The sequence below is a fragment of the Chromohalobacter canadensis genome, from assembly GCF_034479555.1.
In the GTDB taxonomy this organism is placed as follows: domain Bacteria; phylum Pseudomonadota; class Gammaproteobacteria; order Pseudomonadales; family Halomonadaceae; genus Chromohalobacter; species Chromohalobacter canadensis.
Genome location: NZ_CP140151.1, coordinates 2,050,995 through 2,064,868, shown reverse-complemented (window position 1 = coordinate 2,064,868; position 13,874 = coordinate 2,050,995). Strand labels below are relative to the sequence as shown.

Below are 13,874 nucleotides of genomic sequence, written 5' to 3'. Positions count from 1 at the left end.
CAAGCGGCGCCATGGCCCGTGATGCGTCATCAGGCATAACGGCGCGTTTCCCCCGGCCCATCGGGCAGGTTGCTCAGGCAACGACCGCACAAGTTCGGGTCGGCGGCATGCGTCCCCACATCTGCGCGGTGATGCCAGCAGCGCTCGCACTTGGTGTGCGGACTTTCCATCACGCCCACCTTGAGCCCGTCGAGCTCGCTGGTCTCAGCCTGCTCGCTGCCCGCCGCGTTCAGCGACGCCAGATGCACCTCGCTGGTCAATAGCACGAAACGCAACTCATCGCCGAGCTGCGACAAGGTCTCGCGCAAGTCATCGTTAGCGTAGAGCGTGACCTCGGCGGCGAGGCTATTGCGTATCACCTTGGCGTTACGCGCGTCTTCCAGGCACTTGTTGACTGCCTGCTTGACCTCGAGCACCCGCGACCAGAACTCACGGCCCATGGCGGCATCCGCCTTCAAGGTCGTCAGATGCGGATAGTATTCCTCCAGCAGCACGCTATCGCCACGCATGCCGGGGATGGCCTCGTAGATTTCCTCGGCGGTGAAGGACAGAATCGGCGCCACCCAGCGCACCAACGCCTCGACCACATGATAGAGCGCCGTCTGGCAGCTGCGGCGCGCGAGCGAGTCAACCTGGGTGGTGTACTGGCGATCCTTGATCACATCCAGATAGAAGCCGCCCAGCTCGTGCGCGCAGAAGTCGTGCACCTGCTGGTAGACGTCACGGAAGCGGTAGTCGTCATAGGCCGTCTGCATGCGCTGCTGAAGTTGCGCCGCGCGATCCACCGCCCACTGATCAAGCGCCAGCATGTCCTCGAAAGCCACGGCGTCACGCGCGGGATCGAAGCCATTCAAGTTGGCCAGCAAGAAGCGCGCGGTGTTGCGGATACGCCGGTAGACGTCGGCGGTGCGCTTCAGGATCTCGTCGGAGACCGCCATCTCGCCGGAATAGTCGGTGGAAGCCACCCACAAGCGCAGGATATCGGCGCCCAGCTTATCCATCACCTGCTGCGGTGCGATGACGTTGCCCATCGACTTGGACATCTTGCGGCCCTTCTCGTCGACGGTGAAGCCGTGTGTCAGCAGCGCCTTGTAGGGCGCATGGCCGTCGATGGCGCACCCGGTCAGCAACGACGAATGGAACCAGCCACGATGTTGGTCGGAACCTTCGAGATACAGATCGGCGCGCGGTCCTTGTGCATGCCCCAGCGAATGCGAGCCACGCAGCACGTGCCAATGTGTGGTGCCGGAGTCGAACCACACATCCAGGGTATCGGTAACTTTCTCGTAGTCGCCGGCCTCGTCGCCCAGAAGCTCGCGGGCGTCGAGACGGAACCAGGCATCGATGCCCTCGGCTTCGACGCGCTTGGCGACATCTTCCATCAGCTCGACGGTGCGCGGATGCCATTCCCCGGTCTGTTTGTGCAGGAAGAACGGAATCGGCACCCCCCAGTTGCGCTGGCGCGAAATGCACCAGTCGGGACGGTTGGCGATCATCGAGTGCAGGCGCGCCTTGCCCCAGGCGGGAACGAACTGCGTCGCCTCGACGCCGTCCAGCGCGCGCTGACGCAGGGTGCGCCCCGTATCGTCCTCGCGGTCCATGCCTACGAACCACTGGGCGGTCGCGCGGTAGATGACCGGCGTCTTGTGACGCCAGCAGTGCATGTAGCTATGTGTGATCGGCGTGTGCACCATCAGCGCGTTCACTTCACGCAGCTTGTCGACGATCTGAGGATTGGCCTTCCAGATCATCTGCCCGCCGAAGAACGGCAGATCATCCCGATACACGCCATTGCCCTGTACGGGGTTGAGCATGTCATCGAAGCTCATGCCGTGCGCGCGGCAGGTCATGAAATCGTCCAGGCCGTATGACGGCGCCGAGTGGACGATCCCCGTGCTGCCCTCTTCCACGGTCACGTAATCGGCGAGATACACCGGCGCCACACGCTCGTAGAAAGGATGCTGGAAATTGATGAACTCCAGCGCCGCGCCCGTGGTGGTGGCCACGACATCGCCCTCGAGGCCGTAGCGCGCTAGACAGCTTTCGACCAGTTCCTCGGCGAGCACCAGCAGCCGCTCGCCGGTATCGACCAGCGCGTAGGTGAAGTCAGGATGCACGTTCAGCGCCTGGTTGGCGGGAATGGTCCACGGCGTGGTGGTCCAGATGACGATCGCCGCCGGCTTATCGAGCGACGTGAGCCCGAACGCCGTCGCCAGCTTGGCGGGGGCGGCGGCCGTAAAGGCGACGTCGATGGCATCGGACTTCTTGTCGGCGTACTCGACTTCCGCCTCGGCCAGGGCCGAGCCACAATCGAAGCACCAGTTGACCGGCTTTAGCCCCTTGAAGACGTAACCGCCCTCGACCATCTTCGCCAGCGCGCGAATCTCACCCGCTTCGTTGGCGAAATCCATGGTCCGGTAGGGGTGCTCCCAGTCGCCGATCACGCCCAAGCGCACGAAGTCGGTCTTCTGCGCTTCGATCTGCGCGCCCGCGTACTCGCGGCATAGATCACGCGCCTCGCCGGCGGCGAGATGCTTGCCGTGAGTAGTCTCGACCTTGTGCTCGATGGGCAACCCGTGACAGTCCCACCCTGGCACATAAGGCGCATCGTACCCCGCCAGCGCCTTCGACTTGACGACGATGTCTTTGAGAATCTTGTTGACGGCGTGACCGATGTGAATGCTGCCGTTGGCGTAGGGAGGGCCATCGTGCAGCACGAAGCTCTCGCGGCCGGCGCGCGCGTCGCGCAAGCGTTCGTAGAGGTTCATGTCCTGCCACTGCGATACCCGCCCCGGCTCACGCTTGGGCAACATGCCACGCATGGGGAAGTCGGTCTCGGGGAGGTTCAGGGTATGTTTGTAATCGCTCATAGCGGAAGGTCAGCCATCGTCTTGGTCGGCCGGGCGAGAGCCGGCCGAGGAGTCGGAAGTCGAAGGCTCGGGCGCCAAGGGCGCCGAGGCCAGCGGATAAGTCCAGCCAGTCGAAGCGCACGGCAGCTCGAGTGCGGTGGCATCGAGCGGTGTGGCCGCACGAAAATAGCGACGTGCCTGCGCCAGATCGGCATGAATCTGACGCGTCAGGGCCTCCAGCCCCGCAAAATTGACCTCGCCTCGCAGCCGTGCACAGGGCACGACCGTAAGACGCTGGCCATAGAGGTCACCTTCGAAATCGAACAGATGCACCTCCAACACCGGCCGCGTACTGCCTACCGTGGGACGCCAGCCGATGTTGGCCGCCCCCGGCAGCTCGCGGCCATCAGGCAGCCGCGTGACGCAGGCATAGATACCGCGTAGTGCAAGGGAGCGCGACGCCAACGGCAGATTAGCGGTAGGCACGCCGATGGTACGCCCCAACTGCCGGTCGGCAACCACACGCCCTGAGAGCTGGTAGGGACGCCCCAGCAACCGCGCGGCCTGGGCGAAGTTGCCGCTGGCTAGCATGGTGCGTACCCGGGTACTTGAGACGCGCTCATCATCGAGGGCAAAAGTGCGCGTATGCTCGACCTCAAAACCACGGCGCTCGCCCACGCGTTGCAGCAATGCGAAATCGCCCGCTCGGTCACAGCCAAAACGAAAGTCGTCACCCACGACGAGATGCTTGACCCCCAGGCCGCGGATCAGCACGCGCTCGATGAACTCATCGGCCGTCAGACTTCGCAGAGCAGCATTGAAGGGTAGGCAGACGATGCGCTCGGCGCCGTATTCGGCCAGCAGCTCGACCTTGTCGCGCAGCCTGCTCAAACGAGGCGGCGCCTGCTCGCCGGCAAAATACTCGCGTGGCTGGGGCTCGAAGACGACCACCGTCATCGGCAATCCCAACGCCGTGGCGCGGCTCTTGAGCTGATCGAGGATCGCTTGATGGCCGCGATGCACGCCATCAAAATTGCCGATCGTCGCCACGCACGGGCCCGCCTCACGCAGATTGTGCAGTCCTCTGATCAGTTCCATATGCCGTTCATATGCCGGTGAAACGTTCGATTATAACCAAGGGGGCCACGACTGACAGCCATGCCTGCCCTACCATCAGCCACCCAGACGGAAATGCCTGAGGCGCACACCGCACAGCGCCAGCCATCCAAAGTAGACCAGGGCACCGCCTAGGGTCAGTCCAAGTAGTGTCGCCGCGCGCTGCCATACACCCCAGGCCAGCCACTGATGCCATTCGGGGCATAACCACCAAAGCCCGGCACCCATGACGACGCAGCCGCCGCCCAGTGTCAACGCGTAGCGTCCCCAACCCGGCTGAAACATCAGTACGCCGCGCCGCTGTAGCCCCCAACCCAACAAGCCGGCGTTGAGAAACGCCGACAGCGCCGTGGCCAGTGCCAGTCCTGCATGCGCTAGCGGCCAGATCAACAACAGGTTCAAGACCATGTTGGCGACCATCGCCACGACCCCGATTTTAACCGGCGTCTTGGTGTCCTGGCGCGCGAAGTACCCCGGCGCCAGCACCTTGATGAGCATGAAGGGCAACAGACCTAACGCATAAGCCCGCATGCTGCGCGCCGCCATCACGATATCGTGATCCGTCATCGCCCCATAGTGGAACAAGCTCACCAGCAATGGCTCGGCCAGCAGCACCAAAGCCAAGGCTGCGGGCAGCCCGATCAATAGCACTGCGCGCAGCGCCCAGTCGAGCATCTTCGCGAAGTGCGCTGGCGACTGTTCGGCATGGCGCTTGGAGAGGGCCGGTAAGATCACCGTGCCCAGTGCCACACCGAATACACCCAGCGGCAACTCCACCAGGCGATCCGAGTAGTAGAGCCAAGACACGCTACCCGACGCCAGCAGAGACGCCAGCACGGTATCCAGCAACAGATTGATCTGCGACACCGACACCCCGAACAACGCCGGCGCCATCAGCGCCAGGATGCGACGCACGCCCGGGTGCCGGAAGTTGGGCCAGGGGCGCGGCGTCAGCCCCAAACGTGCCAAGAACGGCACCTGAAACCCAAGTTGCACGACCCCTGCGATCAGTACCCCCCAGGCCAGCGCCATGGCCGGGTCCTGCATCCAGGGCGTCAGGCCCAACGCCGCGCCGATCAATGACAGGTTGAGCAGCACCGGGGTGAACGCCGGCACGGCGAAACGGTTCCAGGTGTTGAGCACGCTACCCGCGAAGGCGGTGAGCGAAATCAGCCACAGGTAGGGAAACGTCAAACGTAGCATGTCGGCGGTCAGCGCCAGCTTGCCCGGGTCAGCACTAAAGCCTGGCGCGAATAGCCACACCAGCCAGGGCGCGAGGAGCACCGCCACGGCGCTGAGCAGGGCAAGTATCACACCAAGACTGCCCGATACCGCATCGAGCAGTTCGCGTACCTCTTCACGGGTCCGCTGGGTGGCATACTCGGACAGCACCGGAATGAATGCCTGATTGAAGGCGCCCTCGGCGAACAGGCGGCGCATGAAGTTGGGAATCTTGAAGGCGACGAAGAAGGCATCCGCACCGCTGCCGGCCCCGAACAAGGCCGCGATCACGACATCGCGCGCCAGCCCCAGCACGCGCGAGAGCATGGTCATCGTGCTGACCACCATCCCCGAGCGCAACAGACCGCCACGCGCCGGTCGCTTCGCTGCCGACTCGCCGTCTTCCGGCGCTGCCTGCGATTGCTTACCCGTCACCGACTACCTCCACACCTCCGACGCCCAAGCGCCACTTACAAAAAAACCGGCCGAAGCCGGTTTTTTCACGCGTTAACGCCAACTCCCGGCTTCAGGCAGCCAGGGCCTTAATTCGCTTGTTCAAGCGACTCTTGATGCGTGCAGCCTTACGCTTGGAGATCGCGTCCTTGTCGGCGATGCGGTCGATGACCGGCTGTGCCGCCTTGAGCTCGGCCATGGCCTGACCGTGATCGCCGCTTTGGATCGCCTTGACGACGCGCTTGATATACGTGCGCACCATGCTGCGTTGGCTGGCATTGTGCTGACGACGCTGCTCCGCCTGGCGGGCGCGTTTACGGGCCTGTTTGGTGTTCGCCACCGTCTACTCCTTGGAGATGTTGACAGTCATATTCTGTAAGAAATTGATTCGTATGACTTTTTACTACGTCACGCGAATCGGCCAAAACGGGATCGCCACTCGCGAGGCGCCCCATCAACGGGCCGTGTCTGAGAGGATGCGGCATTCTAGCATGGTCCGCGTGGAAACGGCTATAGGTTCACCGATCGACTCCTCGACATCACGCCCTCAGATGATGACCAAGTTATCGCGATGAATGAGCTCCGGCGATTCCATGTAGCCAAGCAACGTCTCGATACGATGACTGGGCTGACCCACGATACGACGTGCTTCGTCGCTGCCGTAGTTGACCAGCCCCTTGGCGACTCGGGCACCTTGCTCGTTGACACAGACCACCATGTCGCCGCGCTTGAAGACGCCCTCGGCACGCCGCACGCCCACTGGCAGCAAGCTCGATCCATGGCGATGCAGTACCTCGACCGCGCCATCATCGAGCACCAGCGTGCCGCGCACCTGAAGCTGCCCAGCCAGCCACCGCTTGCGCGCTGCCAACGGCGCGTGATCCGGCATCAACAACGTACCCAACGTTTCACCTTCCGCCAGCCGCGTTAGCACCGACGCCTGACGCCCACTGGCGATCACCGTCAACGCACCGGAGCGTGCCGCCAGGCGCGCAGCACGCACTTTGGTCGTCATTCCGCCGCGCCCTAAGGCACCGCCATCGCCGGCCACCAACGCCAGGGCAGGATCGTCGGCACGCCCTTCGCTGATCAACCGCGCCTCGGGATCGTGGCGTGGATCGGCATCGAACAAACCTTCCTGATCGGTGAGCAGAATCAGCGCGTCCGCTTCCAGAAGGTTGGCCACCAGCGCGCCCAGCGTATCGTTATCGCCGAAGCGGATCTCGTCCGTGACCACGGTGTCGTTTTCGTTGATCACCGGCACCACACGCAACGCGACCAGCGTGCGCAACGCCGAGCGCGCATTGAGGTAACGCTTGCGGTCGGACAGATCATCATGCGTTAAAAGCACTTGCGCGCTACGCAGACCGTGACGCGCGAAGTGACCCTCGTAGCATTGCGATAGCCCCGACTGCCCTACCGCGGCAGCCGCTTGCAGTTCATACACTGCCGAGGGCCGGGATGCCCAGCCCAGACGCGCCATGCCCTCGGCCACCGCCCCGGACGAGACCAGCACGACCTCGACACCACGCGCATGTAGGGAGGCAATCTGATCGACCCAACCGCCGATGGCCTCGGCATCGAGACCACGGCCGTCGTTGGTCAACAATGCGCTGCCGATCTTGACCACGACACGCCGCGCACCACGCAAGGCATCACGGCTTGCCGACTGCGACTCACTCACCGGCTTCTCTCCCTTCTTGCCTCGGCTCAGGGGGCGTATTCCACTTCGACATCGTAATCATCATCGTCGAAGTCATCGTCATCTTCCTGGACCGGCTTGCGCTTGCGCGACATGCGCGCTTCGGTACGCGCCACGGCCTCGTCTTCCATGCGCTGACGCATCTCGCGCTCATGCTCGAAGGCCACCTCGTCTTCCGCCTCGAGCTGACGCTGCTCGGTCAGCCAGCGATGCGCCGCCTGTACCAGCGGCTGGGTGCCCTCGCTGCTAATCGCCGAAATCCGATACACCGGCCCCGCCCATTCCAGGCGCGCGACGATATCGTCGACCGTCGCCTGGCGCTCCTCCTCGGGGAGCAAGTCGAGCTTGTTGAGCACCAACCAGCGCGGCCGTTCGGCCAGCGTGGTGGAAAATTGCTCAAGCTCGTACGCGATAGCCCGCGCACTCTCCACGGGATCGCTTTCATCGAACGGCGCCACATCAACGACATGCAGCAACAACCGCGTACGGGTCAGGTGCTTGAGGAACCGAAGCCCCAGGCCCGCGCCGTCGGACGCGCCTTCGATCAACCCGGGCACGTCGGCCATCACGAAATGCTCATGCGTACCCAACTTGACCACCCCGAGATTGGGTACCAGCGTGGTGAAGGGGTAGTTGGCCACCTTGGGCTTGGCGGCCGAGACGGCACGAATCAGCGTCGACTTGCCAGCATTGGGAACGCCCAGCAAGCCGACATCGGCCATCACCTTCATCTCGAAGCGCAGGTTGCGGCGCTCGCCCTCGGTACCTGGCGTCGTCTTGCGCGGCGCCCGGTTAGTGGAAGACTTGAAATGAATGTTGCCCAGCCCTCGGCGGCCCGCCTGCGCCACCAGCTCGACTTGGCCGATCTCGGTCACATCGGCGATTACCTCGAGGGTATCCTCATCGATCACCGTAGTCCCCACCGGTACCTTGACGTACAGGTCCTCGCCATTGCGACCGCTCATCTGACGGCCTTGGCCAGGCTGCCCATTGGGCGCCTTGTAGAAACGCTGATACTTGAAATCGATCAGCGTATTGAGGGCGTCGTCACCGATCAGGTAGACATTGCCGCCGTGCCCACCGTCGCCGCCGTCCGGCCCGCCCTTGGGAACGTACTTCTCGCGCCGGAAACTCAGGCAGCCATTGCCGCCCTTGCCGGCCTCCACAATGATCGAGGCTTCGTCGACGAATTGCATGGACACTTCTCCCGACGGCTACGGCCGCCCTATACGAAAAGACCCCGCCTGAGCGGGGCCTTTTCTTTCACCGTTCGCGGCGGTCTCAGGCAGAGACGACGCTCACGAACTTGCGGTTTTTCGGACCCTTGGTCTCGAACTTGATCACGCCTTCGTTCAGAGCGAACAAGGTGTGATCCTTGCCAATACCAACGCCGCTGCCCGCGTGGAACTTGGTACCACGCTGACGCACGATGATGTTGCCGGCGGTCGCCGCCTGGCCACCGAACAGCTTGACACCAAGACGTTTGGATTCGCTATCGCGACCGTTACGAGAACTACCGGCAGCCTTTTTATGAGCCATTGCAAATACCTCGCGTTATCTAGGGAATATCGCTTAAGCGGAAATTCCAGTGATCTTGACTTCGGTGAACCACTGACGATGGCCTTGACGACGCATCTGGTGCTTACGGCGACGGAACTTGATGATCTGCACCTTTTCGCCGCGACCATGGGACACGACTTCCGCCGTTACCTTGGCACCTTCGACCAACGGCGCGCCAACCTTGACGTCATCGTCATCGGCGACCAGCAGAACTTGGTCGAGTTCGAGGGTTTCACCCGTGGCCACTTCCAGCTTCTCGAGCTTCAGGGTCTGGCCTTCCTGAACGCGGTACTGCTTGCCACCGCTTTTGATAACTGCGTACATGTCACTCTCCAGCACTCATCGGGATTGCGCTCTTCATCGGCCTGCGGCGAGTGGCGCCCCTTCCGGCAGCCATCTGACAGGGAGCATGATGAGTCGAGCCGCGTATTATAGCGACACTCTCGCATACCGGGCAAGTGTCTTTCGCTCCACGAGTGGCGCGCTCCAACGCCAGCCACTGCGTGCGCCTTGACGCCCTTCAGGGGGCCCCCTAGCATAGCCTGAGCCCAAGGCCGCAATGAGCCGGCCCAACCCCTTTTTGCGACAAGCCGACCCATGCAGCCTAACGCATCGCCCCTCCATGCGGCGGTCGCGGATGATTTCGCCGCCGTCGATCGCACCATCCTCGCCCAACTGGCTTCCCGGGTTCCCCTCGTCGAAACCATTGGTCACTACATTATCGAAAGCGGCGGCAAGCGACTGCGTCCTTTGCTCGTGCTACTCGCGGCGCGCTCGCTGAATTATCCGGGCGATCGCCACGTGACCCTAGCCACGCTGATCGAGTTCATGCATACCTCGACACTGCTGCATGACGACGTGGTCGACGAATCGCACTTGCGCCGTGGCAAGGCCACCGCCAACGACGCCTGGGGCAACGCGCCCTCGGTGCTGGTCGGCGACTTCCTTTATTCGCGCTCGTTCCAGATGATGGTCGAAGTCGGCTCGATGCGCGTGATGGAGATACTCTCCGGCGCCACCTGCGTGATCGCTGAAGGCGAGGTGCTGCAGCTGACCAATATCGGCAACCCCGATATCGATGAGGCCGCCTACTTCGACACCATCCAGGGCAAGACCGCCATGCTTTTCGAGGCCGCCAGCCATAGCGGCGCGGTGCTCGCCGAGGCCAGCCCTGCGCAGGAAGAGGCACTCAAGCTCTACGGACGCTATCTAGGCCTGGCCTTCCAGCTCGTCGACGACCTGCTCGACTATCAGGGCGATGCCAACGCCATGGGCAAGAACGTCGGCGACGACCTTGCCGAGGGCAAACCCACACTGCCGCTCATCCATGCCATGGCCGCTGGCGATGCCGAACAGACCAAGATGATTCGCCGCGCCATCCGCCAGGGCGGGCTTGATCATCTCGACGAGGTGCTGGCCATCGTCCACGACACCGGTGCGCTGGAATATACCCGCCGCCGCGCCGTGGAAATGGCCGACCGCGCCCTGGCTCAGCTCGAGCTGCTACCCGAGAGCCGCTACCGCGACAGCATGGCCGAACTCGCCCATCTCGCCGTCGAGCGTCAGACCTGACCCGCCGCCTCGCAAAAGGGTTGCGCGCGCATCGCGGATGCGTATAATGCAGCCCCGTCGAGTCGGCACCCCCGGCACGAACGGAGTATAGCTCAGCTTGGTAGAGCGCTGCCTTCGGGAGGCAGAGGTCGTAGGTTCGAATCCTGCTACTCCGACCAGAGAATCCAGTAAAAACGGCCACTTAGCTCATCGGAGCGGTGGCCGTTTTTCGTTGCATCATTTCTAGGTAGCAAATAGGTAGCAGTCAGCGAAAGGAGGAACATGACCATCAAGCCGCCTTTCGCCGGCGCGAGGTAGTCAGGCGCTCTCGCCCCGATCTCCCAAACCTGCTTGAGACGCTCGATGATATGAGACCACTTGGGCGTGGTGGGTTTGCAGACGGTGTTCTGGTTGCCGAACAGCCCCACCTCACTGAACGCAGCCTGGGGTTCAGCTTCCGGCCAAAAGCAGACATTATTGCCGTGTCATACCTGCATTTGGGCAAGAAAATTTGATTTCCCTGCCCCAAGGCATGGTGGAAAACAAACCTTCGTTTTCTTTACATGGTGATCCAAGCCGTAGGCTCTGCCAAGGACTGGACCCTCCCACACAGCCCCATAGTGGTAGCATGTCAGCAACGTGAACTGGCAGGGGCTAGAAGATGAACGCCAAGGACGAAGAGCTGAGCCGACTGGAAGCATTGGTTTCTCAGTACGACCAACACCAAGCGCTACGCGGCGAGCTAGTTTTCGGTGCCATCAATGACGATGGACGCCTCGATGTCGCCACGCCGTTCTTCGAAGACGCCGACTATGAAGCGCTCAAGGCTAGCGGCCTGCGTGACGCGCTGATCGGCCTGTTGGATGACATGATGGTTGAGCGCTCGGCCCACGGCGCCGAGCAGGCCCATGACGGCATCCTGCGTCTAGGGAGCGGTAAGGTAGTGCTGGAGTGGCTGCCTGAAGGCGCTTCTCGCGATGCGGCCGATGCGCGCCGGGATGACTGGGACTTGATCCCATGGCTGATCGAGCGGTTGGGCCTTGTGCAGTACGAGGCTATCGAGCGGAAGAAGGCCCAAGCCGCTGAGAAGCACGAAGGTGATACGTCGCAATGGAAGCGCGAGATTTGGCTGAGCCCCGACAAGAACAGGGCCATCAAGACGGCTCTGGCTGAAGAAGGTCAGCGCCTCGGGTTTCAGGTGCTACCGGCTGGTAGCCGAGGAGAATGGCTCTATGACCTAGTGTGGCGTCGCCTGGATGCCAACCGAAACCTGGTCGGCATACCGTTGGCGGTGGAGATCGAGATGTCCGACAACCGTCTCTGGGGCATCCGTTACGACTTCAACAAGCTCCTCCAGGCCCAGGCTGACCACAAGCTGATGGTCTTCCAGGTACAGACCCAGGAAGAGGTCGAGGCTGTCTTCGATCGTCTGAAAGAGTCCATCGATGTCTACCCGCATGGGTCGCCCTGCCGATACCTCCTGTGCGGATGGAGCACTCAGCAGAATGCCTTCCATTTCGAGGAGCGCAGTGCTCAGTCAACTCCAATGTAAAAGCAAAACGTGCGTTTTCTTTACGTAGAAAAATTTACGGAATTTCTTCACGCAAAATCGCCCCTCCAAGAGGTCCTGGAGGGGCAACCTTCATGCGTAAAGAAAACGACCATATTTTTCACAGCAGCTAACGGCCAAAAGCGGACATCATGCCCGGGCGAGTCATCACCCGGGCAGTCGCTATCACCTTGCGACGTTACAGCGTCATGTATGGCTGGGCTTCTCCGGCGCGAAACTGGTAGACATTCCAGTCATCCTGCTTCGGTCCCGGCATACCCGGTGTGCCGATGGGCATGCCCGCAAGGCCGATGCCATCGGTATCGGGCTGCTCTTCGAAGAGCCTTTCCACCGCCGCGAAGGGCACGTGTCCCTCGATGACATACTCACCCATCTCGATGGTATGGCAGGAGCCCAGTCCGTAGGGCAGTCCGACTCGCTCCTTGACCTGACCGATCGGGACGTCGTCGACGATGGCGACCTCGACGCCGAGCGCCTCAAGCTGGCGGGCATACTCATCGCAGCAGCCACACTGGGGGTTCTTGTAGAGCGTCGCCGCATTGGGCAAGGCCGCCTGGGCGGTGCCGGCACCGATCAGCAGTGCAGAGGAGGCAAGCAGAGTGGGGACAAGGCGTTTCATGAGCGATCCTCCCGGGAACGACGAGACGTGAAGAGATACTTGACGAGAGTAGCGATGCCGAGGCCGAGCAGAAGCATGACACTCAGAGGCATCAGCCAGCCCATCCAGCCCATTGAACCCATCAGGGCAAAGCAATCGTTGGCGTACATGATGTGACTCCTGACGAAAGTTAGGGAGCACCGATAACGAGCCAATATGTCGTTACCGGGAAGTCGAGCGACGTCAGGATCTGGGAGGTTCTCGGGGTGGTGCAGCGATGAACTCAACCACGGCCGGGTCGGCCAGGTCGGCAAGAGCGTCTGGAGGGACGCGGGGGACAGTCGGCGTGGCGGTCAATGCCGCACAGGCGCCGCAATCGGCGTTGGCGTGATCGAGCATCTCGACCTGGGAGGTACCGCAGTCGACGGCGCAGTCATCCATAGACGCATGACCGGGCAGGCTGGCGACCAGCAGCAGAGCCGCGAGCAGCAGCGCCAACAGGCGTACTCCTCGGAGGTGCAGCAGGCAGCGAACATTGCAGGTCATTCGGTCATCCTCATGGTCGAGTCCCCATTCTGCCTCGGTGGCCGTGTCGTCCAACATGATCCAGGACAAGGGATTCGGCATGGTCTTTATCAGAGCCTTGGATGCTACAACCTACGTGTAACACAAGGGTCAAGGGGTTTCGAGTTCAGTCTCATTTCAGGTATAACCAAGGCTCCACTGATACGATCAAAGAGGTTACATGATGCGTAAGTCTCTGCTGGCCATCACCCTTGGCCTGGCCGCCACTTCCGCCCTTGCTGCCGGTGAACATGGTGGCTCCCATTCCTCCACGCCTGATGCCGAGATCGACCGCACCATCCAGGTCGAGGCCGGTGACATGTGGTTTGATCCCGAGACACTCGGCATCACCGCTGGAGAGACTGTGCGCTTCAAGGTAGTCAACACCGGCAACCTGAAGCACGAATTCGTGATCGGCGATGCCGCAGCCCAGGAAGCGCACCGCGAGATGATGCAGGCTATGGGAGACAGTGGTCATGGTGACGGCCACGACGGCCATGGCGGCCATGACATGGCGGAAGGTGCCCATGGCGGCGCGATGCCGGCGGTGACCATCGCCCCCGGCGACACCGCAGAGCTGGTGTGGACCGCCCCCGCTGACGTGGAGTCGCTCGTCTATGCCTGTAATATCCCTGGGCACTACGAATCCGGCATGGCCGGGGAGATCCAGCTAGGCAAGTGAGCCGACGC

At 62.2% G+C, this 13,874-nt stretch carries 14 protein-coding genes and 1 tRNA gene; 4 read left to right on the top strand and 11 right to left on the bottom strand.

Going from position 1 to position 13,874, the window contains the following annotated elements; translation table 11 throughout:
* Nucleotides 1–29: 29 nt before the first annotated feature.
* From ileS to rplU, 8 genes are all read right to left on the bottom strand, one after another.
* A complete protein-coding gene (gene ileS, locus SR908_RS09870) occupies nt 30–2,870 on the bottom strand; it encodes an isoleucine--tRNA ligase (RefSeq protein WP_246925153.1) in 2,841 nt (946 codons plus the stop codon).
* Between the two features lie 9 nt (nt 2,871–2,879).
* The gene (gene ribF, locus SR908_RS09865) at nt 2,880–3,947 is read right to left on the bottom strand and encodes a bifunctional riboflavin kinase/FAD synthetase (RefSeq protein WP_246925151.1); all 1,068 of its coding nucleotides are present in this window, start codon (nt 3,945–3,947) and stop codon (nt 2,880–2,882) included.
* 75 nt (nt 3,948–4,022) lie between these two features.
* Nucleotides 4,023–5,534: a murein biosynthesis integral membrane protein MurJ gene (gene murJ, locus SR908_RS09860; RefSeq protein WP_246925274.1), complete on the bottom strand. Its 1,512-nt coding sequence runs from the start codon at nt 5,532–5,534 to the stop codon at nt 4,023–4,025.
* A gap of 178 nt (nt 5,535–5,712) precedes the next feature.
* Nucleotides 5,713–5,979 (bottom strand): 30S ribosomal protein S20, encoded by a 267-nt coding sequence (rpsT, locus tag SR908_RS09855; RefSeq protein ID WP_040239257.1) that lies wholly within the window; start codon nt 5,977–5,979, stop codon nt 5,713–5,715.
* A 207-nt stretch (nt 5,980–6,186) separates the two neighbouring features.
* Nucleotides 6,187–7,323: a glutamate 5-kinase gene (proB, locus tag SR908_RS09850; protein WP_246925137.1), complete on the bottom strand. Its 1,137-nt coding sequence runs from the start codon at nt 7,321–7,323 to the stop codon at nt 6,187–6,189.
* A gap of 26 nt (nt 7,324–7,349) precedes the next feature.
* On the bottom strand, nt 7,350–8,537 hold the full coding sequence (gene cgtA, locus SR908_RS09845; protein ID WP_246925121.1) for an Obg family GTPase CgtA: 1,188 nt from the start codon (nt 8,535–8,537) through the stop codon (nt 7,350–7,352).
* An 85-nt stretch (nt 8,538–8,622) separates the two neighbouring features.
* The gene (gene rpmA / locus SR908_RS09840; RefSeq protein WP_040239264.1) at nt 8,623–8,880 is read right to left on the bottom strand and encodes a 50S ribosomal protein L27; all 258 of its coding nucleotides are present in this window, start codon (nt 8,878–8,880) and stop codon (nt 8,623–8,625) included.
* A gap of 33 nt (nt 8,881–8,913) precedes the next feature.
* Nucleotides 8,914–9,225 (bottom strand): 50S ribosomal protein L21, encoded by a 312-nt coding sequence (gene rplU / locus SR908_RS09835; RefSeq protein WP_097023999.1) that lies wholly within the window; start codon nt 9,223–9,225, stop codon nt 8,914–8,916.
* A gap of 273 nt (nt 9,226–9,498) precedes the next feature.
* Between rplU and ispB the strand changes: the two genes are divergently transcribed.
* The 3 genes from ispB to SR908_RS09820 all read left to right on the top strand — a co-directional run bounded on the left by ispB (nt 9,499) and on the right by SR908_RS09820 (nt 12,004).
* Nucleotides 9,499–10,473, top strand: a complete 975-nt coding sequence (gene ispB / locus SR908_RS09830; protein WP_246925107.1) for an octaprenyl diphosphate synthase — start codon at nt 9,499–9,501, stop codon at nt 10,471–10,473.
* Between the two features lie 81 nt (nt 10,474–10,554).
* Nucleotides 10,555–10,631: transfer RNA gene (locus SR908_RS09825), tRNA-Pro, on the top strand.
* A gap of 482 nt (nt 10,632–11,113) precedes the next feature.
* A complete protein-coding gene (locus tag SR908_RS09820) occupies nt 11,114–12,004 on the top strand; it encodes a hypothetical protein (protein WP_246925104.1) in 891 nt (296 codons plus the stop codon).
* Between the two features lie 196 nt (nt 12,005–12,200).
* Here the strand turns inward: SR908_RS09820 and SR908_RS09815 are convergent, their stop codons facing one another.
* From SR908_RS09815 to SR908_RS09805, 3 genes are all read right to left on the bottom strand, one after another.
* Nucleotides 12,201–12,641 (bottom strand): DUF411 domain-containing protein, encoded by a 441-nt coding sequence (locus tag SR908_RS09815; protein WP_152478299.1) that lies wholly within the window; start codon nt 12,639–12,641, stop codon nt 12,201–12,203.
* Nucleotides 12,638–12,790 (bottom strand): hypothetical protein, encoded by a 153-nt coding sequence (locus SR908_RS09810; RefSeq protein ID WP_172977657.1) that lies wholly within the window; start codon nt 12,788–12,790, stop codon nt 12,638–12,640. Before SR908_RS09810 ends, SR908_RS09815 begins: the two co-directional genes overlap by 4 nt.
* Nucleotides 12,791–12,863: 73 nt before the next feature.
* Nucleotides 12,864–13,247 carry a hypothetical protein gene (locus SR908_RS09805; protein WP_246925101.1) on the bottom strand — a complete coding sequence of 128 codons (384 nt, stop codon included), beginning with the start codon at nt 13,245–13,247 and terminating at the stop codon, nt 12,864–12,866.
* A 118-nt stretch (nt 13,248–13,365) separates the two neighbouring features.
* Here SR908_RS09805 and SR908_RS09800 point away from each other — a divergent pair, with 118 nt between their 5' ends.
* Nucleotides 13,366–13,866, top strand: coding sequence for a cupredoxin domain-containing protein (locus tag SR908_RS09800; protein ID WP_152478297.1), 501 nt, complete (start codon nt 13,366–13,368; stop codon nt 13,864–13,866).
* Nucleotides 13,867–13,874 lie beyond the last annotated feature (8 nt).

Bases quoted from the DNA above. Each gene is read 5' to 3' on its own strand.
- rpmA (WP_040239264.1), bottom strand. From the start codon at position 8,880: ATGGCTCATAAAAAGGCTGCCGGTAGTTCTCGTAACGGTCGCGATAGC.
- murJ (WP_246925274.1), bottom strand. From the start codon at position 5,534: ATGGTGGTCAGCACGATGACCATGCTCTCGCGCGTGCTGGGGCTGGCG.
- cgtA (WP_246925121.1), bottom strand. From the start codon at position 8,537: ATGCAATTCGTCGACGAAGCCTCGATCATTGTGGAGGCCGGCAAGGGC.
- rplU (WP_097023999.1), bottom strand. From the start codon at position 9,225: ATGTACGCAGTTATCAAAAGCGGTGGCAAGCAGTACCGCGTTCAGGAA.
- SR908_RS09820 (WP_246925104.1), top strand. From the start codon at position 11,114: ATGAACGCCAAGGACGAAGAGCTGAGCCGACTGGAAGCATTGGTTTCT.
- SR908_RS09805 (WP_246925101.1), bottom strand. From the start codon at position 13,247: ATGCCGAATCCCTTGTCCTGGATCATGTTGGACGACACGGCCACCGAG.
- ribF (WP_246925151.1), bottom strand. From the start codon at position 3,947: ATGGAACTGATCAGAGGACTGCACAATCTGCGTGAGGCGGGCCCGTGC.
- ileS (WP_246925153.1), bottom strand. From the start codon at position 2,870: ATGAGCGATTACAAACATACCCTGAACCTCCCCGAGACCGACTTCCCC.
- SR908_RS09800 (WP_152478297.1), top strand. From the start codon at position 13,366: ATGATGCGTAAGTCTCTGCTGGCCATCACCCTTGGCCTGGCCGCCACT.
- SR908_RS09815 (WP_152478299.1), bottom strand. From the start codon at position 12,641: ATGAAACGCCTTGTCCCCACTCTGCTTGCCTCCTCTGCACTGCTGATC.
- SR908_RS09810 (WP_172977657.1), bottom strand. From the start codon at position 12,790: ATGTACGCCAACGATTGCTTTGCCCTGATGGGTTCAATGGGCTGGATG.
- ispB (WP_246925107.1), top strand. From the start codon at position 9,499: ATGCAGCCTAACGCATCGCCCCTCCATGCGGCGGTCGCGGATGATTTC.